The sequence below is a fragment of the Streptomyces sp. RLB3-17 genome, from assembly GCF_007113425.2.
In the GTDB taxonomy this organism is placed as follows: Bacteria; Actinomycetota; Actinomycetes; order Streptomycetales; family Streptomycetaceae; genus Streptomyces; species Streptomyces mirabilis_D.
This window is the reverse complement of the sequence record NZ_CP041610.2, coordinates 3,272,040-3,298,169: the sequence shown is the minus strand read 5'-3', so window position 1 is coordinate 3,298,169 and position 26,130 is coordinate 3,272,040. Positions and strand designations below refer to the sequence as shown.

Below are 26,130 nucleotides of genomic sequence, written 5' to 3'. Positions count from 1 at the left end.
TCGCCATGACCGCCACCCTCGTGAAAGAGGCGAGGCCTCCGGCCGTCGGCATGGCCGACCACAGACGGCGCGCCAGGCGCCGTGGCCGGATCATCGCCCTCGTCTTCGTCCTCCCCGCCCTGCTCCTGCTCGGCGCGCTCGTCGTCTACCCCGTGGTCTTCTCCGTGGGGCGCAGCTTCTTCGACGCCTCCGGCAGCCGGTTCGTGGGCGGCGACAACTACACCGAGATGTTCCGCGACCCGGCCACGCTCAAGGCCGTACGCAACAGCGCGATCTGGGTCGTCGTCGCGCCGACGCTGCTCACCGGGCTCGGCCTGGTGCTCGCCGTCCTGGTCGAGAAGATCCGCTGGGCCACCGCGTTCAAGCTGCTGCTGTTCATGCCCATGGCGGTCTCCTTCCTGGCCGCCGGCATCATCTTCCGGCTCGCGTACGACGAGGACCCCGACAAGGGTGTCCTGAACGCCGCCGTGGTCGGCGTCCACGACGCGTTCGAGGGAACCTCGTCCTATCCGACCGCCCGTGCCCGCGACGGCCGAGTCCTCACCAAGGGCGCCGACGGTTCGTACCGTACGACCGCCTCCGCCTCGCCCGGCCACACGGTCGGCCTCGGCCTCGTCGGCGTCCTCCCCAAGGACCTGCCGAAGGACGCGAAGCCCGCCTACGCGGCCGCGGGGCAGAAGGCGGCCCGGGACGAGCTGCGCGGTGTCGTCTACCTGGACTTCACACCCGGCGGGGGAGGGAAACAGGGCCAGGTCGACCGCGGGGAGAGCGGACTGCCCGAGATGAAGGTCGAGGCGGCGCGCGACGGGAAGACGGTCGCGAGCACGACCACCGCGGCCGACGGCTCCTTCCGCTTCTCGGGGCTGGACCCCGGCTCGTACACCGTGCGGCTGCCCGCGTCGAACTTCAGCCCGCCGTACGAGGGCGTGTCCTGGCTCGGTCCGGCGCTGGTCACCCCCGCCATCATCGGCGCCTACCTGTGGATCTGGACCGGCTTCGCCATGGTGCTGATCGGCGCCGGACTCGCCGCCCTGCCGCGCGACGCGCTGGAGGCGGCCCGGATGGACGGCGCCAACGAGTGGCAGATCTTCCGCCGGATCACCGTGCCGCTGCTGGCACCCGTGCTCACCGTGGTCTTCGTCACGCTCGTGATCAACGTGATGAAGGTCTTCGACCTCGTCTACATCATCGCGCCGGGCCCCGTGCAGGAGGACGCCACCGTGCTCGCCACCCAGATGTGGCTGGTGTCCTTCGGCGGCGGCAACAACCAGGGCCTGGGCAGCGCACTCGGTGTGCTCCTCCTGCTCCTGGTCGTCCCCGCCATGGTCTTCAACGTCCGCCGCTTCCGAAGGAGTCAACGATGAACGCGCTCAGGCGGGGGCTCGGCAACGGCCTGGTGCAGGCGTTCCTGGTGATCGTCGGCCTGGTCTGGGTCACCCCGCTCGCGGGGCTCTTCCTCTCCTCGATGCGCTCGGCGCAGGACACCGCCGAGGGAGGCTGGTGGACGGTGCTGACCAGACCCGGTCAGCTCTCCTTCGACAACTACTCCGCGCTCCTGGGCAACGCGGGGATGACGCGGGCGTTCTGGAACACCGTGCTGATCTCCGTGCCGGCCACCGTCCTCGTCGTGGTGATCGCGGCGCTCGCCGGATACGCCTTCGCCTGGCTGGAGTTCCCCTTCCGGGACACGATCTTCCTTGTCGTGGTGGCGTTGTTGGTGGTGCCGGTCCAGATCGGGCTGCTGCCGGTCGCCAAACTCTTCGGTGCGCTGGGGCTGTTCGGCACGATTCCCGGTGTGGTGCTCTTCCACGTCTCCTACGGGCTGCCGTTCGCCATCTTCCTGCTGCGCAACTACTTCGCGGAGATGCCGAAGGAGATGCTGGAGGCCGCCCGGATGGACGGAGGCAGCGAGTGGCGCATCTTCACCCGGCTGGTGCTGCCGGTCGGACGCCCGGCCCTCGCGAGCCTGGCCATCTTCCAGTTCCTGTGGGTGTGGAACGACATGCTGGTCGCCCTGCTGTTCGCCGACAGCTCCTCGCAGCCACTGACGGTCGAACTCCAGTCCCAGATACGGCAGTTCGGCAGCAACATCGATGTGCTGGCACCGGGGGCGTTCCTGTCGCTGATCGTTCCGGTGATGGTGTTCTTCGCGTTCCAGCGGCACTTCGTGCAAGGGGTGATGGCCGGGTCGGTGAAGTGAGGGACCGCGCCCGCAGACCCCCGCCAAAAGACTGCGCAGTCTTTTGGCGGGGGCTCCGTCTCTCGGGCTCAGGCCGAGGCCGGCGGGTACAGCGAGCGCGGCAGCTGGGAGGCCGCCGCCGCGTCCAGGAGCCACAGGGTGCGCGAGCGCCCGTGGGCGCCGGCCGCCGGAGCCTGCACCTCGCCCGCGCCCGAGAGGGCGATCGCCGCGGCCTGCGCCTTGTCCTCGCCGGCCGCCAGCAACCAGACCTCACGGGCGGAACGGATCGCGGGCAGGGTGAGCGTGACCCGGGTCGGCGGGGGCTTGGGAGCGCCGTGCACGCCCACCACCGTCCGCTCCGTCTCACGGACCGCGGGCAGCTCCGGGAAGAGCGAGGCCACGTGGGTGTCCGGGCCGACGCCCAGCATCAGGACGTCGAACGAGGGCACGAAACCGTGGTTCTCGGGGCCCGCTGCCTTCGCGAGCTCGGCCGCGTACGCCTCCGCCGCCGCGTCCACGTCGGCACCGTAGGGACCGTCGGACGCGGGCATCGGATGCACGCGCGCGGGGTCCACCGGCACCGAGTCCAGCAGTGCCGCACGGGCCTGGGTGTCGTTGCGGTCCGGATCGCCCTCGGGCAGGAACCGCTCGTCACCCCACCACAGGTCGATACGGCCCCAGTCGATGGCGTCCCGGGCGGGCGCGGCCGCGAGCGCCGCGAGGAGCCCGTTGCCGTTGCGCCCACCGGTGAGGACCACCGAGGCGTAGCCGCGCGAGGCCTGCGCGTCCACGACCTTGGTGATCAGCCGGGCCGCGGCGGCCTGGGCCATCAGCTCCTTGTCGCGGTGCACGACGAGCTGCGGAGTGTTCACTCGGAGGCCGCCTTCTTCGCAGGGGCCTTAGCGGCGGCTTTCGCGGGGGCCTTCTTCGCGGGCGCCTTGGCGGCGGCGGTCCTGACGGCCGCCTTCGCCGTGGCCGGCTCCTCCTCGACGGCCTCGGCCGTCGCCCCGTTCAGCCGGTCCACCCCGTACCGCAGCGCCGACGCGTAGGTGTCGTCCGGGTCGAGCCGGCGCAGCTCCTCCGCGATCAGCTCCGAGGTGTCGCGGCGCTTGAGCGCCACCGCACGGTCGGGCTGGCCGTCGATGGAGAGGGTCGCCAGGGTGCCGTCGGCGCGGTCCAGGGCGATCGGGCCGCAGCTCGTTTCCATGCGGACGGCGGTGAGGCCGGGGCCGGAGGACTTGGACCGCTTGACGGGAACGTCCAGCCGGTCCGCGAGCCACATGGCGAGCAGCTCCACGCTCGGGTTGAACTCCTCGCCCTCCACCTCGACCGCTTTCACGTCACAGACGACCTGGTCGAGGGCGGCGGCCAGCATCGAGCGCCAGGGCGTGATGCGGGTCCAGGAGAGGTCGGTGTCCCCGGGGGTGTAGGCGTCGGCACGCGCGTTGAGCTCGCGTGCGGGCGCCTCGGCGGCGTAGGTGTCGGTGACGCGGCGCTGGGCCAGCTTTCCGAGCGGGTCGTTGGCCGGGTCGAGCGGCGCGCTCACCGGCCACCAGACGACGACCGGCGCGTCCGGCAGCAGCAGCGGCAGGACGACGGAGTCGGCGTGGTCGGCGACCTCCCCGTACAGCCGCAGCACGACCGTCTCGCCGGTGCCCGCGTCCGCGCCGACCCGCACCTCGGCGTCGAGGCGCGACTTCGTGCGGTCGCGGGGTGAGCGGGAGACGCGCTTGATGACCACGAGGGTGCGCGAGGGGTGCTCGCGGGACGCCTCGTTGGCGGCCTTCAGGGCGTCGTAGGCGTTCTCCTCGTCGGTGACGATGACGAGGGTGAGCACCATGCCGACGGCGGGGGTGCCGATGGCGCGGCGGCCCTGCACCAGCGCCTTGTTGATCTTGCTGGCCGTGGTGTCCGTGAGGTCTATCTTCATGGGCGACGCCAGCTCCGTCCGTCTCGCTCGAGCATTTCGTCGGCCTCGACGGGGCCCCACGTGCCCGAGGGGTACTGTGCGGGCTTGCCGTGCTTGTCCCAGTACTGCTCGATCGGGTCGAGGATCTTCCAGGACAGCTCGACCTCCTCCGTGCGCGGGAAGAGGTTCGAGTCGCCCAGCAGGACGTCCAGGATCAGGCGCTCGTACGCCTCCGGGCTGGACTCGGTGAACGACTCGCCGTAGGCGAAGTCCATCGAGACGTCCCGGATCTCCATGGAGGTGCCGGGCACCTTGGAGCCGAAGCGGACCGTGACGCCCTCGTCGGGCTGGACGCGGAAGACGATCGCGTTCTGGCCCAGCTCCTCCGTCGCCGTGTGGTCGAACGGGGAGTGCGGGGCGCGCTGGAAGACGACCGCGATCTCGGTGACGCGGCGGCCGAGCCGCTTGCCGGTGCGCAGATAGAAGGGGACGCCCGCCCAGCGGCGGTTGTCGACCTCCACCTTGATCGCGGCGTAGGTGTCGGTCTTCGACTTGGGGTCGATACCGTCTTCCTGGAGGTAGCCGACGGCCTTCTCGCCGCCCTGCCAGCCGGCCGCGTACTGCCCGCGGACGGTGTCGCGGCCCAGGTCCCGGGGGATCCGGACCGCGCCGAGGACCTTGGTCTTCTCGGCGGCGAGGGCGTCCGCGTCGAAGGAGGAGGGCTCCTCCATGGCGGTCAGGGCCATCAGCTGCAGGAGGTGGTTCTGGATGACGTCCCGCGCGGCGCCGATGCCGTCGTAGTAGCCGGCCCGGCCGCCGATCCCGATGTCCTCCGCCATGGTGATCTGCACGTGGTCGACGAAGGACCGGTTCCAGATCGGCTCGAACATCGTGTTGGCGAAGCGGAGCGCCAGGATGTTCTGGACGGTCTCCTTGCCCAGGTAGTGGTCGATGCGGAAGACCTGGTCCGAGGAGAAGACCTCGTGCACGATCGCGTTGAGTTCCTCGGCCGACTTCAGGTCGTGGCCGAAGGGCTTCTCGATGACCGCGCGCCGCCAGGAGCCGTTCGACTGGTCGGCCAGATGATGCTTCTTCAGCTGCTGGATGACCACCGGGAAGGCGGACGGCGGCACGGAGAGGTAGAAGGCGAAGTTGCCGCCCGTGCCCTGCGCCTTGTCCAGCTCGTCGATCGTGGCGCGCAGCCGCTCGAACGAGTCGTCGTCGTCGAAGGTGCCCTGGACGAAGCGCATCCCCTGGATGAGCTGCTGCCAGACCTCCTCGCGGAACTCCGTACGGGCGTGTTCCTTGACGGCGTCGTGGACCACCTGGGCGAAGTCCTCGTTCTTCCACTCGCGGCGGGCGAAGCCGACGAGCGAGAAGCCCGGCGGCAGCAGCCCGCGGTTGGCGAGGTCGTACACGGCGGGCATCAGCTTTTTACGTGACAAATCGCCCGTGACGCCGAAGATGACCAGGCCCGACGGCCCCGCGATACGCGGGAGCCGTCGGTCTGCGGGGTCACGCAGCGGATTGCTGCTTGACAAGGTTTCAGCCCTCCGAAGGGGCGAGGCGCTTGAGCTCCACCTCTGTGGACTTGAGCAGGTCGTTCCAGGACGCCGCGAACTTCTCGACGCCCTCGTCCTCCAGGAGCTGGACCACGTCGTCGTACGAGATCCCGAGCTTCTCGACCGCGTCGAGCTCGGCGCGCGACTGCTCGTACGTACCGGCGATGGTGTTGCCGGTGATGTCGCCGTGGTCCTCGGTGGCCTGCAGGGTGGCCTCCGGCATGGTGTTCACCGTGTTCGGCGCCACCAGATCGTCGACGTACAGGGTGTCCTTGTACGCCGGGTCCTTGACGCCGGTCGACGCCCACAGCGGGCGCTGCTTGTTGGCCTGCGCCTTGTCGAGGGCGGCCCAGCGGTCAGAGGAGAAGACCTCCTCGTACGCCTGGTAGGCGAGCCGGGCGTTGGCGAGAGCCGCCTTGCCGCGGGCGGCCTTGGACTCGGGGGTGCCCAGGGCGTCGAGCCGCTTGTCGATCTCGGTGTCCACGCGGGACACGAAGAAGGACGCCACCGAGTGGATCTTGGAGAGGTCCAGGCCCGCGGCCTTCGCCTTCTCCAGACCCGCCAGATAGGCGTCCATGACCTCGCGGTAGCGCTCCAGCGAGAAGATCAGCGTGACGTTGACGCTGATGCCCCGGCCGATGACCTCGGTGATCGCGGGCAGGCCCGCCTTGGTCGCCGGGATCTTGATGAGCGTGTTCGGGCGGTCCACCAGCCAGGCCAGCTGCTTGGCCTCGGCGATGGTCGCGGCGGTGTTGTGGGCGAGGCGCGGGTCGACCTCGATGGAGACCCGGCCGTCCTGGCCCTGCGTCGCGTCGAAGACCGGGCGCAGGATGTCGGCGGCGTCACGGACGTCCGCCGTCGTGATCATGCGGATGGCCTCGTCGACGGTGACCTTGCGGGCGGCGAGATCGGCGAGCTGCTGCTCGTAGCCGTCGCCGCTGCTGATCGCCTTCTGGAAGATCGACGGGTTGGTGGTGACGCCCACGACGTGCTGCTGGTCGATCAGTTCGGCGAGATTGCCGGACGTGATCCGCTTGCGCGACAGGTCGTCCAGCCAGATCGCGACGCCTTCCTCGGAGAGGCGCTTCAGTGCGTCTGTCATGGAAATTGCATCTCCTACGTGTCGTATATCAGCGTCAGCGCTGGGCTGCGGCGATCGATTCCCGGGCGACGCCCGCGACGTTCTCGGCAGTGAAGCCGAATTCACGGAAGAGGACCTTGCCGTCCGCCGAAGCACCGAAGTGCTCCAGCGAAACAATGCGTCCCGCGTCCCCGACGAACCTGTGCCAGGTCAGACCGATACCGGCCTCGATCGAGACGCGCGCCTTCACCGACGGCGGCAGGACGCTGTCCCGGTACCCCTGGTCCTGCTCCTCGAACCACTCCACGCACGGCATGGACACGACCCGCGTCGGGACGCCCGCGGCCTGGAGCTGCTCGCGCGCCTCCACCGCCACGTGCACCTCGGAACCGGTGGCGATGAGGATGACCTCCGGCTCGCCACCTTCGGCCTCGAAGCGGACGTAACCGCCCTTGACCGTGTTCTCGTCGGCCTCGTACGTCGGCACGCCCTGACGGGTCAGCGCGAGGCCGTGCGGGGCGCCCTTGCCGAAGACCTTCGTGTAGCGCTTGAGGATCTCGCGCCAGGCGATCGCGGTCTCGTTGGCGTCCGCGGGACGGACGACGTTGAGGCCGGGGATGGCGCGCAGCGAGGCCAGGTGCTCGACCGGCTGGTGGGTCGGGCCGTCCTCACCGAGACCGATGGAGTCGTGCGTCCACACGTACGTCACCGGCAGGTGCATCAGAGCGGACAGACGCACGGCGTTGCGCATGTAGTCGGAGAACACCAGGAAGGTGCCGCCGTAGACACGGGTGTTGCCGTGCAGCGTGATGCCGTTCATCTCCGCGGCCATGGAGTGCTCGCGGATGCCGAAGTGGATCGTGCGGCCGTACGGGTTCGCGCCCGGCAGCGGGTTGTCGGCCGGCAGGAACGAGGAGTTCGGGTCGATCGTCGTGTTGTTCGAGCCGGCGAGGTCGGCGGAGCCGCCCCACAGCTCGGGGATGACCGCACCGAGAGCCTGCAGCACCTTGCCGGACGCGGCACGGGTGGCGACACCCTTGCCCGCCTCGAACGCCGGGAGCTTCTCCTCCCAGCCGGCCGGCAGCTCGCACGCGGCGATCCGGTCGAACTCGGCGGCACGCTCGGGCTGAGCGGTGCGCCACTCCTGGAAGCCCTTCTCCCACTCGGCCTTCGCCTCACGGCCGCGGTCGAGAGCCTGGCGGGTGTGCGCGAGGACCTCGTCCGCGACCTCGAAGGACTTCTCCGGGTCGAAGCCGAGAACGCGCTTGGTGGCCGCGACCTCGTCCTCGCCGAGCGCCGAGCCGTGCGCGGCCTCGGTGTTCTGCGCGTGCGGGGCGGGCCAGGCGATGATCGAGCGCATCGCGATGAACGACGGCTTGTCCGTCACCTTCTTCGCGGCCTCGATCGCGTTGTAGATGGCGTGCGGGTCGATGTCGCCGTCCGGCTTCGGCGCGACGCGCTGCACGTGCCAGCCGTACGCCTCGTACCGCTTGACGGTGTCCTCGGAGACCGCCGTCTCGGTGTCGCCCTCGATCGAGATGTGGTTGTCGTCCCACAGCAGGACGAGGTTGCCGAGCTTCTGGTGACCGGCCAGGGAGGACGCCTCGTGCGAGATGCCCTCCTGGAGGCAGCCGTCACCGGCGATCGCGTAGATGAAGTGGTCGAAGGGGGACTCGCCCTGCGCCGCGTCCGGGTCGAACAGACCGCGCTCGTAGCGGGCGGCCATCGCCATGCCCACCGCGTTGGCGACACCCTGCCCGAGCGGGCCGGTCGTGGTCTCCACACCCGGGGTGTGTCCGTACTCGGGGTGGCCCGGGGTGCGGGAGCCCCACGTCCGGAAGGACTCCAGATCGTCCAGCTCCAGGCCGAACCCGGCCAGGTAGAGCTGCGTGTAGAGGGTCAGGGACGAGTGGCCCGCGGACAGCACGAAGCGGTCACGTCCGGTCCAGTCGGGGTCCGCCGGGTCGTGCCGCATCACCTTCTGAAAGAGGGTGTACGCGGCAGGCGCCAGACTCATGGCCGTACCGGGATGGCCGTTTCCGACCTTCTGTACGGCATCGGCGGCCAGGACGCGGGCGGTGTCGACGGCCCGCTGGTCCAACTCGGTCCACTCGAGGTCTGTGGTGGTCGGCTTGGTGCTCACCCTGGGTCAGGGCTCCTCTCCACATGTCACGCATGTCGAATGCCGGTGCACTGGGCGCCCACCGGCCGTTGTCGAGCCTACCCCCGTAGGTACGTGCGTTTTTTCGAGTCATTCCAGACTGCCGGGACTCTCCGGGATCCGCCTCCCGACTGGTCCGTTCCGTGTTCGGCAACTGAATACGGAGCCGCTCGTAAGAGTGCTCAATCGAGCTCCGTCGCGCCCGTCGTGCACCCCCTCTTCCCGCCCTGGTGCGGCCGCTCCCAACACGACCCCACCCCCGCGAAGGCCGAGGTATAGGCAACGTCTACAGTGGCGTGGTACGCGCGAGCCTTTACGGGGAGTTCACACCCGGGGGCTCGCTGGGATGTCTCTGTCAGGGGTGTGCGTGACGGCCGTCGAATCCCGTCCAGCGGGGGTGCTCGGGACGAGCAGCAGCCCAAGCCACCGGCCGTTCGGGGCCCGTGTGAAGGCGTTCGTGGCGCTGACCAAGCCGCGAATCATCGAACTGTTGCTGATCACCACCGTTCCGGTGATGTTCCTGGCCCAGCAGGGTGTACCCGACCTCAAGCTGGTCCTGCTCACCTGCCTCGGCGGTTTTCTGTCGGCGGGCGGCGCCAACGCGCTGAACATGTACATCGACCGCGACATCGACGCCCTGATGGAGCGCACCTCGCAGCGGCCACTGGTCACCGGCATGGTCAGCCCGCGTGAGTGCCTGGCCTTCGGGATCACGCTGGCGGTCGTCTCGACCCTGCTGTTCGGGCTGACCGTCAACTGGCTGTCCGCGTGGCTGTCACTCGGAGCGCTCCTTTTCTACGTCGTCGTTTACACGATGATCCTCAAGCGGCGCACCTCCCAGAACATCGTCTGGGGCGGCATCGCCGGCTGCCTCCCGGTGCTCATCGGCTGGTCGTCCGTCACCAACTCCATGTCGTGGGCGCCGGTCATCCTCTTCCTCGTCATGTTCTTCTGGACGCCGCCGCACTACTGGCCGCTGTCCATGAAGGTGAAGGAGGACTACGCGCGTGTGGGCGTGCCGATGCTTCCGGTCGTCGCCTCCAACAAGGTGGTCGCCCGCCAGATCGTCATCTACAGCTGGGTGATGGTCGCGGTCTCGCTGCTGCTCACCCCGCTCGGCTACACGGGCTGGTTCTACACCCTGGTCGCGCTCGGGGCGGGCGGGTTCTGGCTGTGGGAGGCGCACGGTCTGCAGAACCGCGCCAAGGCCGAGGTGACCGGCGGGAAGCTCAAGGAGATGCGGCTGTTCCACTGGTCCATCACCTATGTGTCGCTCCTGTTCGTCGCGGTCGCGGTGGACCCCTTCCTGCGCTAGGCGCCGTCCGGCGGATCTTCACGGGCGGGGTACGTGGGCTAAGCCACGTACCCCGCCCGTCGCCGTTTGATCTACCCGTCGGTAGCATCCTGGCCATGGCAGACACGCAGCAGGTTGACGAGACCACCGGCGCCGCCCAGGACGTCAAGGCCGAGCGCAAGGCGGCCAAGCTCGCCCAGCGGATCAACGCCTTCGCCAAGGAGCACGGCGGGACCGAGGGACACGTCGAGTACATCGGACAGCGCGGCGCCCGGATCGTCCTCGTCGGCGCGGACGGTGCCTGGGGGGACGTGGTGGCGCCCACCTTCACGATCGCCGAAGAGGCCGTGAAGAAGGCCGGGATCACTGTTCACGAGACGTTCGACGGTGAGTTCGCGGCGAAGATCAAGACGGGGCCGTACGAGTGGAAGAGGATGGCGGGGATCCAGCTTGGGGCGCCGAGTAACGGCTGACAATATCTGTTATCTGTCACCTGATAGTTGATATCTGTCATCCGATATCCGTCAGCTGTTGGTATGCCTTGCGCTTCACCAACACCTGACGCCCGCCTCACCCGTTAGGACCTGAAGAACGCAACGGTCCAGTCGCGGGGAGTCCGGATGATCGAAACGCCGTCCCTGGTGGACCAGTACTGCCACGGCGTACTGAGGACGGAGTTGGGCCTCGGCACCTTCGAGGCCCACCTCGCCAGAACCGAGGGCCCCCCGGCCCCCGGCACCACCTTCTTCGACACCCAGACCGGCTTCGCGGTGCGCCGCTGGTGCCCGCCCCTGCTCGGTCTGGAGCCGCACTGTCCGCCCGCCCGCTATCTGGCCCGGCGCCGCGAACTCGGCGTCCTGGAGTCGGGGCGCAGACTCCTGCGCGGCAGCGGCATCACGACGTATCTCGTCGACACGGGGCTGCCCGGGGACCTGACGGGACCGGGCGAGATGGCTTCGACCGGCGCGGCCCACGCCCATGAGATCGTCCGCCTGGAGCTGCTGGCGGAACAGGTCGCGGACACCTCGGGCACCGTCGAGTCCTTCCTCGCCAATCTCGCCGAGTCCGTCCACGGAGCCGCCGCGAACGCCGTCGCCTTCACGTCGGTCGCGGGGGGACGCCACGGTCTGGCGCTCGCGCCCGAGCCGCCGGGACCGGGAGAGGTGCGGGGCGCGGCGGGCCGCTGGCTCGCGGACCGCCGGGTGGGCGGGGCGCTGAGCGACCCGGTTCTGCTGCGCCACTTACTGTGGATCGCGGTCGCCTCGGGGCTGCCTCTCCAGCTCCACGCCGGCCTGGGCGAACCAGGTCTGCGCATCGACCGCACCGACCCCGTGCTGCTCACCGACTTCGCCCGTGCCACGGCCGGGCTCGGCACGGATCTCATCCTCCTGCACGGCTACCCGTACCACCGTCACGCGGCGCACCTCGCCGGGGTCTTCCCGCACGTCTACGCCGACCTGGGTGCCGCGCTGGTGCGGACGGGAGCCCGGGCGGCGGCCGTCCTCTCCGAGATCCTGGAGCTGGCCCCCTTCGGCAAGCTCCTGTTCTCCAGCGGTGCACACGGTCTGCCCGAACTGCACGTCGTCGGCGCGCGCCTGTTCCGTGAGGCGCTGGCCCGGGTGCTGGGCACCTGGGTCGCCGAGGGCGCCTGGTCGCTGGTGGACGCGCAGCGGGTGGCGGGTCTGATCGCGGCGGGGAACGCGCGGCGGGTGTACGGGGTGGAGTGAGCCTACGCGCGCGTGAGCGCCGATTCCGCGGCAGGACCCGGCAGTTCCGCCGCGGCCTCCGGGCGTTCGCGCAGCGACAGCAGGACCCGCAGGACGCCGATCCACACCAGGCAGGCGCCGAACATGTGGAGGCCGACCAGGGCTTCGGGGAGGTCCGTGAAGTACTGGACGTAGCCGATGACGCCCTGGCCGAGCAGGATCAGGAACAGTTCGCGGGTGCGGTCGAGCGGGCCCTTGGGGGCGTCGACGGCCTTGAGGACGAACCACAGTGCGAAGGTCAGCGTGACCACGATCCAGGCCAGCACGGCGTGCAGCTTGGTGACGGTCTCCCAGTTGACGGCCATGCGTTCGACCTCGCTGGAGTCGCCCGCGTGCGGACCCGCGCCGGTGACCACCGTGCCCACCGCGATCAGCAGGATGGCGGCGGCGACCAGGCACCACACGAGCTGCTGCACCGCCTTGCCGACCAGCGGGCGCGGCTCGGCGGAGCCCTCGCGCGTGCGCTGCCACATCACCGTGGCCACCGTGATGAGCGCCGTGGAGAGCAGGAAGTGCGCGGCGACCGTGTAGGGGTTGAGGCCGACCAGGACGACGACGCCGCCGAGGATCGCGTTGCTCATGACGATCCAGAACTGCGCCCAGCCGAGCCGGGTGAGGTCGCGCCGCCAGGGCTTCTCGGAGCGCGCGGCGATGATCGCCCAGCCGACCGCCGCGCACAGCACGTAGGTCAGCATGCGGTTGGTGAACTCGATGACTCCGTGGAAGCCCATCGCGCTCGTCGTGGTGAGCGAGTCGTCGGTGCACTTGGGCCAGGTCGGGCAGCCGAGGCCCGAACCGGTCAGCCGTACGGCGCCGCCGGTGACCACGATGACCACCGACATGACGAGCGCGGCGAGGGCCGCTCGTCGAACCGTCCGGGAGGTCGGGGTCCAGCGTTCGGCGATGAGGGCGAGCGGGTTGCGCGCGAAGGCTACGGCGTCGGCTCGGGTCACGTTTGGCACGCGCCCCATCGTAGGCGTCCGCTTGTGCACGCCTTCACGAGGCCCCCGCACCTACGCAAATCGCCATCTCAGCCCGTCTCGTAGGCCCATACACCCGGAACACCCGGAGTCGCTCACCCCCGCAGTCACTCCCAGCGGAAGAACTTGCCCGCCCCTCCCAGGCCCACGACCGCCCACACGGCCAGGATCCCGAGGTCGCCCCACGGCAGGCCCGCTCCGTGCTGGAGGACGTCCCTCAGCCCGTCCGAGAGCGCCGAGACGGGCAGCAGGCCGAGCACGTCCTGGGCGCCCGCCGGGAACTTGTCCATCGGGACGATCACACCGCCGCCCACGAGGAGCAGCAGGAAGACCAGGTTCGCGGCGGCGAGCGTCGCCTCCGCCTTGAGCGTGCCGGCCATCAGCAGGCCCAGACCCGAGAAGGCGGCCGTGCCGAGGACCAGCAGGAGCAGGACGGACAGCGGGTTGCCGTGCGGCGACCAGCCCAGCGAGAAGGCGATCGCGGTCAGCAGAACAACCTGGAGGACCTCCGTGACCAGCACGGACGCCGTCTTCGCGGTCATCAGGCCCCAGCGGGGCAGCGGGGAGGCGGCGAGCCGCTTCAGGACCCCGTAGCGCCGCTCGAAGCCGGTGGCGATGGCCTGCCCGGTGAACGCGGTCGACATCACGGCGAGTGCCAGGATGCCGGGGGCCAGGAAGTCGACCGACTTGCCCTTGCCGGTGTCGATGATGTCGACCGAGCTGAACAGGACCAGCAGGAGCGTCGGGATGATCACCGTGAGGAGGAGCTGCTCACCGTTGCGGAGCAGCATCTTCGTCTCGAGCGCGGCCTGCGCGCCGATCATCCGGGGCAGCGGGGCCGCCCCCGGCTTCGGGGTGTAGGTACCGGCGGTGGTCACGAACGCAGCTCCTTGCCGGTCAGTTCCAAGAACACGTCTTCCAGGGTGTGGCGTTCGACGGAGATCTTCTCCGGCATCACCCCGTGCTGCGCGCACCAGGACGTGACGGTGGCCAGCAGCTGTGGGTCGATCTTGCCGCCCACCCGGTACGAGCCGGGCGTCAGTTCGGCGGCCGTGCAGTCGGCCGGCAGGGCCTTCAGCAGGGAGCCGACGTCGAGCCCCGGACGGCCGGTGAAGCGCAGGGTGTTCTCGGCGCCGCCGCGGCACAGCTGCTCGGGGGAGCCCTGCGCGATGACCCTGCCCGCGTCGATGATGGCGACGTCGTCGGCGAGTTGCTCGGCCTCGTCCATGTAGTGCGTGGTGAGGATGACCGAGGCGCCGTCGGCGCGCAGATCGCGGACGAGGTCCCAGGTGGCGCGGCGGGCCTGCGGGTCGAGGCCCGCGGTCGGCTCGTCGAGGAAGACCAGTTCGGGGCGGCCGACCACGGCCATCGCGAGCGCCAGGCGCTGCTGCTGGCCGCCCGAGAGCCGCCGGTAGGTCGTGCGGCCGCAGCTGTCGAGGCCGAGCCGTTCGATGAGCGCGTCCACGTCCAGGGGGTGGGCGTGGAGCTTCGCCACATGGCGGAGCATCTCGTCGGCGCGGGCACCGGAGTAGACCCCGCCGGACTGGAGCATCACGCCGATGCGGGAGTGGAGCTGCCCGGACTGTCTCACCGGATCGAGGCCCAGGACGCGTACCGTGCCGGAATCCGGCTTCCGGTACCCCTCGCAGGTCTCGACCGTGGTCGTCTTGCCCGCCCCGTTGGGGCCCAGTACGGCGGTGATGCCCGCCTCGGCCACCAGGTCGAGGCCGTCCACCGCGGTCTTGTCGCCGTACCGCTTCACCAGGGCCTGGACCTGGACCACGGGCTCGCTTCGCATGAGGCGCAAGTCTAGGGAGCCGGTCGGGTGATCGGTCGGGCGGGGTTCAGGAGGCGGTCCCGGGTACGACCCATTCGTCGCGGGGGCGGTGCAGTGCCAGCCAGCGTTCCGCGTACGCCACCGCGTCGGCCACCGGGAACAGGCGTACGTCGGCCGCGCCCACCCGGCCCCGTACGACGGGGCGGTCCCGTTCGAAGTCGGAGCCCAGTTCGTCGAAGCGGTCGGAGTCGACGGACACCTCCGTGACGACCTCCCAGCGGGTCGTTCCCTGTGGGGTGCGCACCGGGCGTCCCACCTCGACGAGCGGGGACGGTATGCGGTATTCGGCGAGGTGGAAGCTGGTGCACGTGTCGTAGCCCGCGCCGAGCAGGAGCACTCGGGCGTCGAGGGCCTCCAGGCGGGCCAGCGGGCTGCGCTCGCCGAGCCGGCAGTCGGGGGCGTGCCCCTCGACGATCTGCGCCGCGCGGGGGCCGAGGGCCGCGAAGGACGTCTGCGGATGGGCGCTGCGCAGGGCGCCGGGCCAGGTGCGGACGGTCTCCGGGATCACGCCGACCCCGCGGCTGGGTGTCACGAGGGGGTCGTAGGCGGGCATCGTCGCCCGAATGGGCGACCACCACTCCTCGGGTACGGGCGGATTGCTCCACAGTGCCGGGTCGGAGAGGTCCCCGGACTGGGTGGGGACCACCAGCGTGCCGTCGGGACCCAGCGCGTCGAGCAGTCCCTGGACGACGGCGACCGGGCCGCCATTGACCCAGCCGAGGGCACTCAGGGACGAGTGTGCGAGAAGCGTTTCTCCTGGCTGGACGCCCAGCTCCAGAAGCTGCGCGGCGAGGGTCTCGCGTGTGACGAGTGGGCCGGTCGGAGGGGGTGTCGACATGGTTCCCGAGTCTTGCGGAGAGCCGGTCCCGAAGCCAGTGAATTGATCGATCAAAGATCGTTTCCGCAGGTCATCTTAGGTATACCTAAGTGATGTAGCGCACCGCCCGCCTCCGGGGGCGCGGCTTGTCAGGCTCCAGGGAATTACGCAACAATGGCGTTGTGAAAAACGTTGGCGAGGCTCGGGAGACCCCCACGGGGGCCCCTCAGGAGGAACTCGCGACCGGTGAGCGTTCGACGCGCAACCGTGTCGCGCGGTCCATCCTGGACCACGGCCCGTCGACCGTGGCCGACCTCGCGGGGCGGCTGGGCCTCACCCAGGCCGCCGTGCGCCGTCATCTCGACGCGCTGGTCGCCGACGACGTGGTGGAAGCACGGGAACAGCGGATCTACGGAGCGCGTACGCGCGGCCGTCCCGCCAAGGTGTTCGCCCTGACCGACTGCGGCCGGGACGCCTTCGACCAGTCCTACGACAAGCTCGCCGCGGACGCGATGCGCTGGATCGCGGCGCGCGAGGGCGGGGACGAGGCGGTCGTCGCGTTCGCCCGCGCCCGGATGGCCGCCCAGGCCGAGGCGTACCGCAGGGCCGTCGAGGCCGCCGCGCCGGAGCAGCGCACCGAAGCGCTGGCCAAGGCCTTGAGCGCGGACGGGTACGCTGCTGCAGCGCGTAGCGCACCGGTCGGCGAGCAGCTCTGCCAGCACCACTGCCCGGTCGCTCATGTCGCCGAGCAGTTCCCGCAGCTGTGCGAGGCGGAGACCGAGATCTTCTCCCAGCTGCTCGGCACCCATGTTCAGCGGCTGGCCACCATCGCCCACGGCGACGGTGTGTGCACCACGTTCATCCCCAAGATTTCCGAATCCACCCATAACGCATCTGCAAGTACCGCCGGGAGGAACCCCGCATGACGCTCCCCATCGAGGAGACTGCCCACCCTGAGCTCGAGGGTCTGGGTACGTACGAATACGGCTGGGCCGACTCCGACGTGGCCGGTGCCTCTGCCAAGCGCGGTATCAACGAGGACGTCGTCCGCGACATCTCCGCGAAGAAGAGCGAGCCGGAGTGGATGACCAAGCTCCGCCTCAAGGGCCTGCGCCTCTTCGAGAAGAAGCCCATGCCCAACTGGGGCTCGGACCTGTCCGGGATCGACTTCGACAACATCAAGTACTTCGTGCGTTCCACGGAGAAGCAGGCGGAGTCCTGGGAGGACCTGCCCGAGGACATCAAGAACACGTACGACAAGCTCGGCATCCCGGAGGCGGAGAAGCAGCGCCTCGTCGCCGGTGTCGCGGCCCAGTACGAGTCCGAGGTCGTCTACCACCAGATCCGCGAGGACCTGGAGGAGCAGGGCGTCATCTTCCTCGACACCGACACCGCCCTCAAGGAGCACCCGGAGCTCTTCAAGGAGTACTTCGGCACGGTCATCCCGGTCGGCGACAACAAGTTCGCGTCGCTGAACACCGCCGTGTGGTCCGGTGGCTCCTTCATCTACGTGCCGAAGGGCGTGCACGTCGAGATCCCGCTCCAGGCCTACTTCCGTATCAACACGGAGAACATGGGCCAGTTCGAGCGGACGCTGATCATCGTCGACGAGGACGCCTACGTCCACTACGTCGAGGGTTGTACGGCGCCGATCTACAAGTCGGACTCCCTGCACTCCGCGGTGGTCGAGATCATCGTGAAGAAGGGCGCCCGCTGCCGCTACACGACCATCCAGAACTGGTCGAACAACGTCTACAACCTGGTCACCAAGCGCGCCGTGGCGTACGAGGGCGCGACCATGGAGTGGATCGACGGCAACATCGGCTCCAAGGTCACCATGAAGTACCCGGCCGTCTACCTGATGGGCGAGCACGCCAAGGGTGAGACCCTCTCCATCGCCTTCGCGGGCGAGGGCCAGCACCAGGACGCGGGCTCCAAGATGGTCCACATGGCGCCGAACACGTCGTCGAACATCGTGTCGAAGTCCGTGGCGCGCGGTGGCGGTCGTACGTCCTACCGCGGTCTGGTCGAGATCGGCGAGGGCGCCCACGGCTCGAAGTCGAACGTGCTGTGCGACGCGCTGCTCGTCGACACCATCTCCCGCTCCGACACCTACCCGTACGTCGACGTCCGCGAGGACGACGTGTCCATGGGCCACGAGGCGACGGTCTCCAAGGTCTCCGAGGACCAGCTCTTCTACCTGATGAGCCGCGGTCTGACGGAGTTCGAGGCGATGGCGATGATCGTGCGCGGCTTCGTCGAGCCGATCGCCAAGGAGCTGCCCATGGAGTACGCGCTTGAACTCAACCGGCTGATCGAGCTGCAGATGGAAGGCGCGGTCGGCTAAGACCCGCCGCCCGGAAAACAGCTGGTGGCCCGCCCCTTCCGGCGGGCCCGAGGATCTCAACCGACGCAGGAAAGAGAGCAGACCGACAGCCATGGCTGAGGCTCAGAACATCCCGGTGGGTTCCACCACCGCCGGACAGATCGCGGTGGCCGCCGAGTCGACCGTCGCCACGCGCATGAGCGCGCCCCCGTCCTTCGACGTGGCGGACTTCCCGGTCCCCCACGGCCGCGAGGAGGAGTGGCGGTTCACCCCGCTGGAGCGCCTGCGCGGGCTGCACGACGGGACCGCGGTCGCGACCGGCGACGGCCTGAAGGTGGACGTGGAGGCGCCCGCGGGCGTCGTCGTGGAGACCGTCGGCCGTGACGACGCGCGCCTCGGCCGGGCGGGCACCCCGGTGGACCGCGTCGCCGCCCAGGCGTACTCCGCGTTCGAGAAGGCCGGCGTGATCACCGTCCCCAAGGAGACGGTGCTCACCGAGCCCATCCGCGTCGCGGTGCACGGCGAGGGCGGGGTCGCCTACGGCCACCAGGTCGTGGAGCTCGGAGCCTTCGCCGAGGCCGTCGTCGTCATCGACCACACTGGTGACGCCGTGCTCGCCGCCAACGTCGACTACATCCTGGGCGACGGCGCCAAGCTCACCGTCGTCTCCGTCCAGGACTGGGACGACAACGCCGTGCACGTGGGCCAGCACAACGCGCTGATCGGCCGGGACGCCACGTTCAAGTCCTTCGTGGTCACCTTCGGCGGCGACCTCGTGCGCCTGCACCCGCGCGTCGCCTACGCCGGCACCGGTGGTGAGGTCGAGCTGTTCGGTCTGTACTTCACGGACGCGGGCCAGCACCAGGAGCACCGTCTGCTGGTCGACCACAACACCCCGCACTGCAAGTCGAACGTCGCCTACAAGGGCGCGCTCCAGGGCGACGGCGCGCACGCCGTGTGGATCGGTGACGTCCTCATCGAGGCCAAGGCCGAGGGCACGGACACGTACGAGATGAACCGCAACCTGGTTCTGACCGACGGCGCCCGCGTCGACTCCGTGCCGAACCTGGAGATCGAGACCGGCGAGATCGTCGGCGCCGGACACGCCTCCGCGACCGGCCGCTTCGACGACGAGCAGCTCTTCTACCTGATGGCCCGCGGTATCCCCGCCGACGAGGCCCGCCGACTGGTGGTCCGCGGCTTCTTCGCCGAGCTCGTGCAGCAGATCGGTGTCGACGACATCGAAGAGCGGCTCCTCGTGAAGATCGACGAGGAGCTGGAGGCGTCGGTCTGATGACTGCCTCGTCGACGTTCGTACGCGCCTGTGGGCTGAGCGAGCTGGAGGAGGACACCCCGAAGCGGGTGGAACTCGACGGCACGCCGGTCTCGGTCGTGAAGACCGAGGGGGAGGTGTTCGCGATCAACGACATCTGTTCGCACGCGAACGTCTCGCTCTCCGAGGGCGAGGTGGAGGACTGCCAGATCGAGTGCTGGCTGCACGGCTCCGCGTTCGACCTGCGCACCGGCAAGCCGTCCGGCCTTCCCGCGACGCGCCCCGTCCCCGTATACCCCGTAAAGATCGAAGGGGACGACGTGCTCGTCTCCCTCACCCAGGAGTCCTGAGGAACCCATGGCAACGCTTGAAATCCACGACCTGCACGTCACCGTCGAGGCCGACAACGCCACGAAGGAGATCCTCAAGGGCGTCGACCTGACCGTGAAGCAGGGCGAGACGCACGCCATCATGGGCCCCAACGGCTCCGGCAAGTCGACCCTCGCCTACTCGCTCGCGGGCCACCCGAAGTACACGATCACCGGCGGCACCGTCACCCTCGACGGCGAGAACGTCCTGGAGATGTCCGTCGACGAGCGCGCCCGCGCGGGCCTGTTCCTCGCGATGCAGTACCCGGTCGAGATCCCCGGTGTCTCGGTCTCCAACTTCCTGCGCACCTCCGCCACGGCCGTCCGCGGCGAGGCCCCCAAGCTGCGCACCTGGGTGAAGGAGGTCAAGGAGACCATGGAGCGCCTCTCCATGGACCCCGCCTTCGCCGAGCGCAACGTGAACGAGGGCTTCTCCGGCGGTGAGAAGAAGCGCCACGAGATCCTCCAGCTGGAGCTGCTCAAGCCGAAGATCGCGATCCTCGACGAGACCGACTCCGGCCTGGACGTCGACGCCCTGCGTGTCGTCTCCGAGGGTGTCAACCGCGTCCGCGAGACCGGTGAGGTCGGCACCCTGCTGATCACGCACTACACGCGCATCCTGCGCTACATCAAGCCCGACTTCGTCCACGTCTTCTCCGGCGGCCGCATCGTCGAGTCCGGCGGCGCCGAGCTCGCCGACAAGCTGGAGAACGAGGGCTACGAGGCTTATGCGAAGCATGAAGTCGACATGAAGGGTGGCGCATCCGCGTGACACAGCTGCCGGGCCTCCTCGACACCGAGGCGATCCGCAAGGACTTCCCCATCCTGGACCGTCAGGTCCACGACGGCAGGAAGCTCGTGTACCTGGACAACGCGGCGACCTCGCAGAAGCCGCGCCAGGTGCTGGACGCCCTGAGTGAGTACTACGAGCGCTACAACGCCAACGTCCACCGCGGTGTGCATGTGCTCGCCGAGGAGGCCACGGCGCTGTACGAGGGCGCGCGCGACAAGGTCGCCGCGTTCATCAACGCTCCGAGCCGCGACGAGGTGATCTTCACCAAGAACGCCTCCGAGTCGCTCAACCTCGTGGCCAACATGCTCGGCTGGGCCGACGAGCCCTACCGGGTCGACCACGAGACCGAGATCGTCATCACCGAGATGGAGCACCACTCCAACATCGTGCCGTGGCAGCTGCTGGCGCAGCGCACGGGCGCGAAGCTGAAGTGGTTCGGTCTCACCGACGACGGCCGTCTCGATCTGTCGAACATCAACGAGATCATCACCGAGAAGACGAAGATCGTCTCCTTCGTGCTGGTGTCGAACATCCTGGGCACCGTGAACCCGGTCGAGGCGATAGTGCGCCGCGCCCAGGAGGTCGGCGCGCTGGTCTGCATCGACGCCTCGCAGGCCGCGCCGCACATGCCGCTGGACGTCCAGGCCCTCCAGGCCGACTTCGTGGCCTTCACCGGCCACAAGATGTGCGGTCCGACGGGCATCGGCGTGCTGTGGGGCCGCCAGGAGCTCCTGGAGGACCTGCCCCCGTTCCTCGGCGGCGGCGAGATGATCGAGACGGTGTCGATGCACTCGTCGACGTACGCCCCGGCGCCGCACAAGTTCGAGGCCGGCACCCCGCCGATCGCGCAGGCGGTCGGCCTCGGCGCGGCGATCGACTACCTGAACGCGATCGGCATGGACAAGATCCTCGCCCATGAGCACGCGCTCACCGAATACGCGGTGAAGCGGCTCGGTGAGGTCCCCGACCTGCGGATCATCGGCCCGACCACGGCCGAGGACCGCGGCGCCGCGATCTCGTTCACCCTGGGTGACATCCACCCGCACGACGTGGGCCAGGTCCTGGACGAGCAGGGCATCGCGGTCCGGGTCGGACACCACTGCGCACGCCCGGTCTGCCTGCGGTACGGAATTCCTGCGACCACGCGAGCGTCGTTCTATCTGTACTCCACGCCGGCCGAGATCGACGCGCTGGTGGACGGCCTGGAGCACGTCCGGAACTTCTTCGGCTGAGGGGCTGGCTGAGACGTGAAGCTTGATTCGATGTACCAGGAAGTCATCCTGGACCACTACAAGCACCCCCATGGGCGAGGCTTGCGGGATGGCGATGCCGAGGTGCACCACGTCAACCCGACGTGCGGCGACGAGATCACGCTGCGCGTGAAGTACGACGGCGAGCAGATCGCGGACATCTCGTACGAGGGACAGGGCTGCTCCATCAGCCAGGCCTCGGCGTCCGTGCTGAACGAGCTCCTCGTCGGCAAGGACGTGTCCGAGGCGCAGAAGATCCAGGAGACCTTCCTGGAGCTGATGCAGTCCAAGGGCAGGATCGAGCCCGACGACGCTATGGAGGAGGTGCTGGAGGACGCGGTCGCGTTCGCCGGTGTCTCCAAGTACCCGGCCCGGGTCAAGTGCGCCCTCCTGAGTTGGATGGCCTGGAAGGACGCGACGGCCCAGGCTCTGGGCGAGAGCGCCGAGAGGAAGACGGCATGAGCGAGAACGAGACCCTGACGATGAAGCCGGCCTCCGAGGAAGAAGTCCGTGAGGCGCTGTACGACGTCGTCGACCCCGAGCTGGGCATCGACGTCGTCAACCTCGGCCTGATCTACGGTATCCACATCGACGACGCGAACATCGCGACGATCGACATGACCCTGACGTCCGCGGCCTGCCCGCTCACCGACGTCATCGAGGACCAGGCCAAGTCCGCCACGGACGGCATCGTCAACGAACTGCGCATCAACTGGGTCTGGATGCCGCCGTGGGGCCCGGACAAGATCACGGACGACGGGCGTGAGCAGCTTCGGGCGCTCGGGTTCAACGTCTGAGTCCGCGCACACCTTCGCACACGTCTGTGGCCCCCGGCGGTTCGCCGGGGGCCACAGGTGTTCCTGCGCTCAGGACCAGCCGTTCACCACACGGAACGCCGAGTCCGCGCGGAAGAGCTGACTGTTGTCGTCCCTGTCCAGGCGGAGCTGGAAGTTGCGGTGGCGCAGATAGCGGCCCGGGTAGTTGATCGACTCCAGCATGACGGCGCCGGTGTACGGGGACGTCCGGGGGCAGAAGGTGGCGTCCTTGCGGAAGAGGTCGGAGCCGTCGTTGCGGTCGGCGCGCAGAGAGAAGTTGCGGTGGCGCAGATACGCGCCGTCGGCGGTGGCGAAGGAGTAGCAGTTGGAGTTGCCGAGTCCCGCCACCACCTTGAAGCTGGCGTCCCGCTTGGTCGAGCCCGAACTGCCCGAATCCACCGGATCGAGCCGTACGAAGCCGTCGCTCAGATGCCAGTAGCGGTTCGGGTAGTTGACCGACTGGAGCGACTTCCGCGAGGAGACGGGATTGGACTCGGGAGGCTTGCTGGACGCGGCGGTCTGCGACGGCTCGGTGGTGCCGGCGACGGGCTTGTCGTCGGACCCCTGTTCCGAGGGCCCCGGTGAGGCCGAGTCCGACGCGGTGGAGGTGGAGCCGGAGTGCCGCGGGGAGGACAGGGCGTTCTTGCCCGCCGGGGCCGTGGTGCTGCCGCCGGCCGAGGCGGAGAAGCCGGGTATGAGCGGGACGTCGGTGTCGGAGGCGGTGTGGTTCGCCCTGTTCTTCGACGCGGCGTCAGTGTTGCTGTCCAGTACGGCGATCGCGGTCGCGGTGGCGATGAGTACCGCCACCGCGAGTCCGCTGTCGGCGACGGGTGAATCGTGACCCTCTGACGGCGGATCAAAACTGACCCACTTCGTGGTCTTCTGACCAACCTGATCTTGATCGAAGGTCAGGAGAAGAGGGTGATTTCCGTGGAGGACTGGGCAGAGATCCGCAGGCTGCACCGGGCCGAGCAGATGCCGATCCGGGCGATCGCCCGGCAGCTGGGCATCTCGAAGAACACCGTGAAGCGGGCGCTGGCCACGGACCGTCCGCCGGTCTACTCCCGGCCGGCCAAGGGCTCGGCGGTCGACGCGGTCGAGCCGCAGATCCGGGAACTGCTGAAGCAGACCCCGACGATGCCGGCGACGGTGATCGCCGAGCGGATCGGCTGGGAACGCGGGATGACCGTCCTCAAGGAACGCGTGCGTGAGCTGCGGCCCGCCTATCTGCCCGTCGATCCGGTCTCGCGCACCACGTATCAGCCCGGCGAGCTGGCGCAGTGTGACCTGTGGTTCCCGCCGGCCGATATCCCGCTCGGTTACGGGCAGTCCGGCCGTCCGCCGGTGCTCGTGATGGTCTCGGGCTACTCGCGGATCATTGCCGCGCGGATGCTGCCCACCCGCACCACCGGCGACCTGATCGACGGGCACTGGAAGCTGCTGACCGGCTGGAATGCGGTTCCGCGGATGCTCGTCTGGGACAACGAGGCCGGTATCGGCCGCGGCAAGGTGACCGGCGACTTCGCTGCGTTCGCGGGCCTGCTTGCCACCCGGATCTACCTCTGCAGACCCCGTGATCCGGAGGCGAAGGGGCTGGTTGAGAGGGCCAACGGTTACCTGGAGACCAGCTTCCTGCCGGGCCGCACCTTCACCGGATCCGAGGACTTCAACACCCAGCTGACCGCCTGGCTGGCCATCGCCAACCGGCGCCAGCACCGCATCCTGGGCGCCCGGCCGGTCGACCGGTGGGAGGCTGACCGGGCCCAGATGCTCACTTTGCCGCCGGTCGATCCGCCGCGCTGGTGGCGCTTTGCCACCCGCATCGGCCGCGACCACTACGTCCGCGTCGACACCTGCGACTACTCCGTGCACCCCCTGGCCATCGGCAAGAAAGTCCAGGTCCGCACCGACACCGACGAGGTCGTCGTGACCCTGACGCCCGGCGGGGCGGAAGTCGCCCGCCATCCGCGGTGCTGGGCCAAGCAGCAGACCATCACCGACCCGGTCCATGCCCGCGCCGCCGCCCTCCTGCGCGGCGACTACCGCCACCACCAAGCCTCCCGGGCTCTGGCCGCCCGCCAGCAGAACACCGCCACCGCGGCCGATCTCGTCGAGGTCGAACAACGCCAACTCGACGCTTATGACCGCATGTTCACCCTCATCGAGGGCGGCGGCGGACAGGACGAGCCGGAGGTCTCCTGATGCCTGCCACCGCCAAGACCGCCGCCCCGGCGGGGCCCAGAACCGGCCGCCAGACCACCGCTGACCTGTCCTTCCTGGCCCGGGCGATGAAAGCCCCGGCCCTGCTGGACGCCGCTGAGCGGCTGGCCGAACGCGCCTTGAAGGAGACCTGGACTCACACCGAGTTCCTCGTCGCCTGCCTCCAGCGGGAGGTCTCCGCCCGTGAGTCCCACGGCGGCGAGGCCCGCATCCGCTCCGCCCGCTTCCCGGCGATCAAGACGGTCGAGGAACTCGACGTCACCCATCTGCGCGGCATAACGCGCCAACAACTCGCGCATCTGGGCACGTTGGACTTCATCGCCGCCAAGGAGAACGCCGTCTTCCTGGGGCCGCCGGGGACCGGAAAGACACACCTGGCGATCGGGCTCGCGGTCCGCGCCTGCCAGGCCGGCCACCGGGTCGCGTTCGCCACCGCCGCCGAGTGGGTCGACCGCCTGGCCGCCGCCCACCACACCGGACGCCTCCAGGCCGAGCTCACCAAACTGTCCCGCTATCCGCTGATCGTGGTCGACGAGGTCGGCTACATCCCCTTCGAATCCGAGGCCGCGAACCTGTTCTTCCAGCTGGTCTCCAACAGATACGAGAGAGCAAGCGTGATCGTCACGAGCAACAAACCCTTCGGACGCTGGGGCGAGGTCTTCGGCGACGAGACCGTGGCCGCCGCCGTGATCGACCGCCTCGTCCACCACGCCGAGGTCCACTCCCTCAAAGGCGACTCCTACCGCATGCGCGGACGCCAACTCGGACGCGTCCCCACCGCCACACACGACACCGACTGAACACCGGCAACCCAGACCCGGTGGGTCAGAACTCGACCGCCCAAACCGGGTCAGGATTCAACCGCCGCCGACATCCGCCGGCCATCCACAGCCGTCGGGTTCCGGGCAGCCGTCCCTCGTCCGGGAACTCCCCGGACTCCCAGGGCACCGGCGGCTCGACGAAGGGAGGCAGTTCCGCAGGATAGGGAGTGCCTTGGGGGGTGGGGCGCCAGGCGGGTTCCTCCGAAGTGGGCACGGGCTGGTCGGGCCCGGGCTCGGGTTCGGGCTCTGGCGTTGTTTCTGGCATGCGCGTTCCTCCAGCGTCGCCCAAGGCGCACGCGGATTCGTCTACTGGTCTCAGCACAAGAGGGGGCGCAGGCACACGGAACGGCGGTAGCCGTGGAAACCCGGTGCGCGACTGGTGAAACAGTAGTGGACTTGGTGACTTCTGAGCAGCCGTTTCCCCACTGATCCCGGTGGCCCCACGGGGATTCATGGGGGTTCATGGGATTTCATGGGCGTGGTGGCTGCACATTGCATGCTCGGTGTGATCCAAGTCCGGGCTCATCGGGGCGCGACAGCGTGAGGTCGTGTCCGCTTCTGTGCAACCCGCCCCCACCCGCCCGGTGTTCGTCCTCGGCCGCTCCCGCTCGGGAACCACGCTTGTCCAGCCGATGCTGCACGCGCGTCCACGGATCGCCCTGCCGCCCGAAACGCTCC

At 69.2% G+C, this 26,130-nt stretch carries 25 protein-coding genes and 1 pseudogene; 16 read left to right on the top strand and 10 right to left on the bottom strand.

Annotation, left to right across the window (positions count from 1 at the left end):
- Positions 1-5 precede the first annotated feature (5 nt).
- Positions 6-1,364: an ABC transporter permease subunit gene (locus FNV62_RS15375; RefSeq protein WP_097284197.1), complete on the top strand. Its 1,359-nt coding sequence runs from the start codon at positions 6-8 to the stop codon at positions 1,362-1,364.
- On the top strand, positions 1,361-2,200 hold the full coding sequence (locus FNV62_RS15370; RefSeq protein WP_060898342.1) for a carbohydrate ABC transporter permease: 840 nt from the start codon (positions 1,361-1,363) through the stop codon (positions 2,198-2,200). Before FNV62_RS15375 ends, FNV62_RS15370 begins: the two co-directional genes overlap by 4 nt.
- 68 nt (positions 2,201-2,268) lie before the next feature.
- Here FNV62_RS15370 and pgl read toward each other — a convergent pair whose 3' ends face one another.
- From pgl to tkt, 5 genes are read right to left on the bottom strand one after another with little or no spacing between them, the layout of a single operon-like run.
- Positions 2,269-3,051 (bottom strand): 6-phosphogluconolactonase, encoded by a 783-nt coding sequence (gene pgl / locus FNV62_RS15365; RefSeq protein WP_054235910.1) that lies wholly within the window; start codon positions 3,049-3,051, stop codon positions 2,269-2,271.
- Positions 3,048-4,109, bottom strand: a complete 1,062-nt coding sequence (opcA, locus tag FNV62_RS15360; protein WP_097284195.1) for a glucose-6-phosphate dehydrogenase assembly protein OpcA — start codon at positions 4,107-4,109, stop codon at positions 3,048-3,050. Before opcA ends, pgl begins: the two co-directional genes overlap by 4 nt.
- On the bottom strand, positions 4,106-5,629 hold the full coding sequence (gene zwf / locus FNV62_RS15355) for a glucose-6-phosphate dehydrogenase (protein WP_054235908.1): 1,524 nt from the start codon (positions 5,627-5,629) through the stop codon (positions 4,106-4,108). The genes opcA and zwf overlap by 4 nt, the downstream gene beginning before the upstream one ends.
- Positions 5,630-5,633: 4 nt before the next feature.
- The gene (tal, locus tag FNV62_RS15350) at positions 5,634-6,752 is read right to left on the bottom strand and encodes a transaldolase (protein WP_054235907.1); all 1,119 of its coding nucleotides are present in this window, start codon (positions 6,750-6,752) and stop codon (positions 5,634-5,636) included.
- A 34-nt stretch (positions 6,753-6,786) separates the two neighbouring features.
- A complete protein-coding gene (gene tkt / locus FNV62_RS15345; RefSeq protein ID WP_097284194.1) occupies positions 6,787-8,874 on the bottom strand; it encodes a transketolase in 2,088 nt (695 codons plus the stop codon).
- Positions 8,875-9,253: 379 nt separating this feature from the next.
- Here tkt and FNV62_RS15340 point away from each other — a divergent pair, with 379 nt between their 5' ends.
- From FNV62_RS15340 to FNV62_RS15330, 3 genes are all read left to right on the top strand, one after another.
- A complete protein-coding gene (locus tag FNV62_RS15340; RefSeq protein ID WP_079090393.1) occupies positions 9,254-10,207 on the top strand; it encodes a heme o synthase in 954 nt (317 codons plus the stop codon).
- Positions 10,208-10,302: 95 nt separating this feature from the next.
- On the top strand, positions 10,303-10,659 hold the full coding sequence (locus tag FNV62_RS15335; RefSeq protein WP_054235905.1) for a hypothetical protein: 357 nt from the start codon (positions 10,303-10,305) through the stop codon (positions 10,657-10,659).
- 147 nt (positions 10,660-10,806) lie between these two features.
- Positions 10,807-11,913 (top strand): amidohydrolase family protein, encoded by a 1,107-nt coding sequence (locus FNV62_RS15330; RefSeq protein WP_054235904.1) that lies wholly within the window; start codon positions 10,807-10,809, stop codon positions 11,911-11,913.
- A gap of 2 nt (positions 11,914-11,915) precedes the next feature.
- Here FNV62_RS15330 and FNV62_RS15325 read toward each other — a convergent pair whose 3' ends face one another.
- The 4 genes from FNV62_RS15325 to FNV62_RS15310 form a co-directional block, all read right to left on the bottom strand.
- Positions 11,916-12,923, bottom strand: coding sequence for a COX15/CtaA family protein (locus FNV62_RS15325; RefSeq protein ID WP_097284191.1), 1,008 nt, complete (start codon positions 12,921-12,923; stop codon positions 11,916-11,918).
- A gap of 116 nt (positions 12,924-13,039) precedes the next feature.
- Entirely contained in the window at positions 13,040-13,756 is a 717-nt protein-coding gene (locus tag FNV62_RS15320) for an ABC transporter permease (RefSeq protein WP_225900836.1), read from the bottom strand.
- A gap of 50 nt (positions 13,757-13,806) precedes the next feature.
- On the bottom strand, positions 13,807-14,730 hold the full coding sequence (locus FNV62_RS15315; protein ID WP_067733685.1) for an ABC transporter ATP-binding protein: 924 nt from the start codon (positions 14,728-14,730) through the stop codon (positions 13,807-13,809).
- Positions 14,731-14,776: 46 nt separating this feature from the next.
- A complete protein-coding gene (locus FNV62_RS15310) occupies positions 14,777-15,607 on the bottom strand; it encodes an aminoglycoside N(3)-acetyltransferase (RefSeq protein WP_097284190.1) in 831 nt (276 codons plus the stop codon).
- A 161-nt stretch (positions 15,608-15,768) separates the two neighbouring features.
- On the opposite strand from FNV62_RS15310, the gene FNV62_RS15305 reads away from it, so the two are divergent.
- The 8 genes from FNV62_RS15305 (at position 15,769) to FNV62_RS15270 (ending at position 22,393) form a co-directional block, all read left to right on the top strand.
- A complete protein-coding gene (locus FNV62_RS15305; RefSeq protein ID WP_143601301.1) occupies positions 15,769-16,512 on the top strand; it encodes a helix-turn-helix transcriptional regulator in 744 nt (247 codons plus the stop codon).
- Entirely contained in the window at positions 16,509-17,933 is a 1,425-nt protein-coding gene (gene sufB / locus FNV62_RS15300; protein WP_054235898.1) for a Fe-S cluster assembly protein SufB, read from the top strand. Before FNV62_RS15305 ends, sufB begins: the two co-directional genes overlap by 4 nt.
- 91 nt (positions 17,934-18,024) lie before the next feature.
- Entirely contained in the window at positions 18,025-19,206 is a 1,182-nt protein-coding gene (gene sufD, locus FNV62_RS15295) for a Fe-S cluster assembly protein SufD (RefSeq protein ID WP_054235897.1), read from the top strand.
- Positions 19,206-19,535, top strand: coding sequence for a bifunctional 3-phenylpropionate/cinnamic acid dioxygenase ferredoxin subunit (locus tag FNV62_RS15290; RefSeq protein ID WP_054235896.1), 330 nt, complete (start codon positions 19,206-19,208; stop codon positions 19,533-19,535). The genes sufD and FNV62_RS15290 overlap by 1 nt, the downstream gene beginning before the upstream one ends.
- Before the next feature lie 7 nt (positions 19,536-19,542).
- The gene (gene sufC, locus FNV62_RS15285; RefSeq protein WP_054235895.1) at positions 19,543-20,325 is read left to right on the top strand and encodes a Fe-S cluster assembly ATPase SufC; all 783 of its coding nucleotides are present in this window, start codon (positions 19,543-19,545) and stop codon (positions 20,323-20,325) included.
- Entirely contained in the window at positions 20,322-21,578 is a 1,257-nt protein-coding gene (locus tag FNV62_RS15280; RefSeq protein ID WP_054235894.1) for a cysteine desulfurase, read from the top strand. The genes sufC and FNV62_RS15280 overlap by 4 nt, the downstream gene beginning before the upstream one ends.
- A 15-nt stretch (positions 21,579-21,593) precedes the next feature.
- Entirely contained in the window at positions 21,594-22,058 is a 465-nt protein-coding gene (sufU, locus tag FNV62_RS15275; protein ID WP_054235893.1) for a Fe-S cluster assembly sulfur transfer protein SufU, read from the top strand.
- Positions 22,055-22,393 carry a metal-sulfur cluster assembly factor gene (locus FNV62_RS15270; protein ID WP_054235892.1) on the top strand — a complete coding sequence of 113 codons (339 nt, stop codon included), beginning with the start codon at positions 22,055-22,057 and terminating at the stop codon, positions 22,391-22,393. The genes sufU and FNV62_RS15270 overlap by 4 nt, the downstream gene beginning before the upstream one ends.
- Positions 22,394-22,462: 69 nt before the next feature.
- Here the strand turns inward: FNV62_RS15270 and FNV62_RS15265 are convergent, their stop codons facing one another.
- Complete coding sequence (locus FNV62_RS15265; protein WP_225900261.1) at positions 22,463-23,218, bottom strand: AbfB domain-containing protein; 756 nt, start codon at positions 23,216-23,218, stop codon at positions 22,463-22,465.
- 114 nt (positions 23,219-23,332) lie between these two features.
- Between FNV62_RS15265 and istA the strand changes: the two genes are divergently transcribed.
- From istA to FNV62_RS57085, 3 genes and pseudogenes are all read left to right on the top strand, one after another.
- Positions 23,333-24,613: an IS21 family transposase gene (istA, locus tag FNV62_RS15260; RefSeq protein WP_143613979.1), complete on the top strand. Its 1,281-nt coding sequence runs from the start codon at positions 23,333-23,335 to the stop codon at positions 24,611-24,613.
- Positions 24,613-25,431: an IS21-like element helper ATPase IstB gene (gene istB, locus FNV62_RS15255; RefSeq protein WP_144315245.1), complete on the top strand. Its 819-nt coding sequence runs from the start codon at positions 24,613-24,615 to the stop codon at positions 25,429-25,431. Before istA ends, istB begins: the two co-directional genes overlap by 1 nt.
- A gap of 569 nt (positions 25,432-26,000) precedes the next feature.
- Positions 26,001-26,117, top strand: a pseudogene (locus FNV62_RS57085) (sulfotransferase); the annotation flags it as partial.
- Between the last annotated feature and the right edge of the window lie 13 nt (positions 26,118-26,130).

Bases quoted from the DNA above. Each gene is read 5' to 3' on its own strand.
- FNV62_RS15330 (WP_054235904.1), top strand. From the start codon at position 10,807: ATGATCGAAACGCCGTCCCTGGTGGACCAGTACTGCCACGGCGTACTG.
- sufB (WP_054235898.1), top strand. From the start codon at position 16,509: ATGACGCTCCCCATCGAGGAGACTGCCCACCCTGAGCTCGAGGGTCTG.
- istB (WP_144315245.1), top strand. From the start codon at position 24,613: ATGCCTGCCACCGCCAAGACCGCCGCCCCGGCGGGGCCCAGAACCGGC.
- FNV62_RS15325 (WP_097284191.1), bottom strand. From the start codon at position 12,923: ATGGGGCGCGTGCCAAACGTGACCCGAGCCGACGCCGTAGCCTTCGCG.
- FNV62_RS15370 (WP_060898342.1), top strand. From the start codon at position 1,361: ATGAACGCGCTCAGGCGGGGGCTCGGCAACGGCCTGGTGCAGGCGTTC.
- FNV62_RS15320 (WP_225900836.1), bottom strand. From the start codon at position 13,756: ATGATCGGCGCGCAGGCCGCGCTCGAGACGAAGATGCTGCTCCGCAAC.
- FNV62_RS15375 (WP_097284197.1), top strand. From the start codon at position 6: ATGACCGCCACCCTCGTGAAAGAGGCGAGGCCTCCGGCCGTCGGCATG.
- sufD (WP_054235897.1), top strand. From the start codon at position 18,025: ATGGCTGAGGCTCAGAACATCCCGGTGGGTTCCACCACCGCCGGACAG.
- tal (WP_054235907.1), bottom strand. From the start codon at position 6,752: ATGACAGACGCACTGAAGCGCCTCTCCGAGGAAGGCGTCGCGATCTGG.
- sufC (WP_054235895.1), top strand. From the start codon at position 19,543: ATGGCAACGCTTGAAATCCACGACCTGCACGTCACCGTCGAGGCCGAC.
- FNV62_RS15270 (WP_054235892.1), top strand. From the start codon at position 22,055: ATGAGCGAGAACGAGACCCTGACGATGAAGCCGGCCTCCGAGGAAGAA.
- FNV62_RS15335 (WP_054235905.1), top strand. From the start codon at position 10,303: ATGGCAGACACGCAGCAGGTTGACGAGACCACCGGCGCCGCCCAGGAC.
- opcA (WP_097284195.1), bottom strand. From the start codon at position 4,109: ATGAAGATAGACCTCACGGACACCACGGCCAGCAAGATCAACAAGGCG.
- FNV62_RS15290 (WP_054235896.1), top strand. From the start codon at position 19,206: ATGACTGCCTCGTCGACGTTCGTACGCGCCTGTGGGCTGAGCGAGCTG.
- FNV62_RS15315 (WP_067733685.1), bottom strand. From the start codon at position 14,730: ATGCGAAGCGAGCCCGTGGTCCAGGTCCAGGCCCTGGTGAAGCGGTAC.
- FNV62_RS15310 (WP_097284190.1), bottom strand. From the start codon at position 15,607: ATGTCGACACCCCCTCCGACCGGCCCACTCGTCACACGCGAGACCCTC.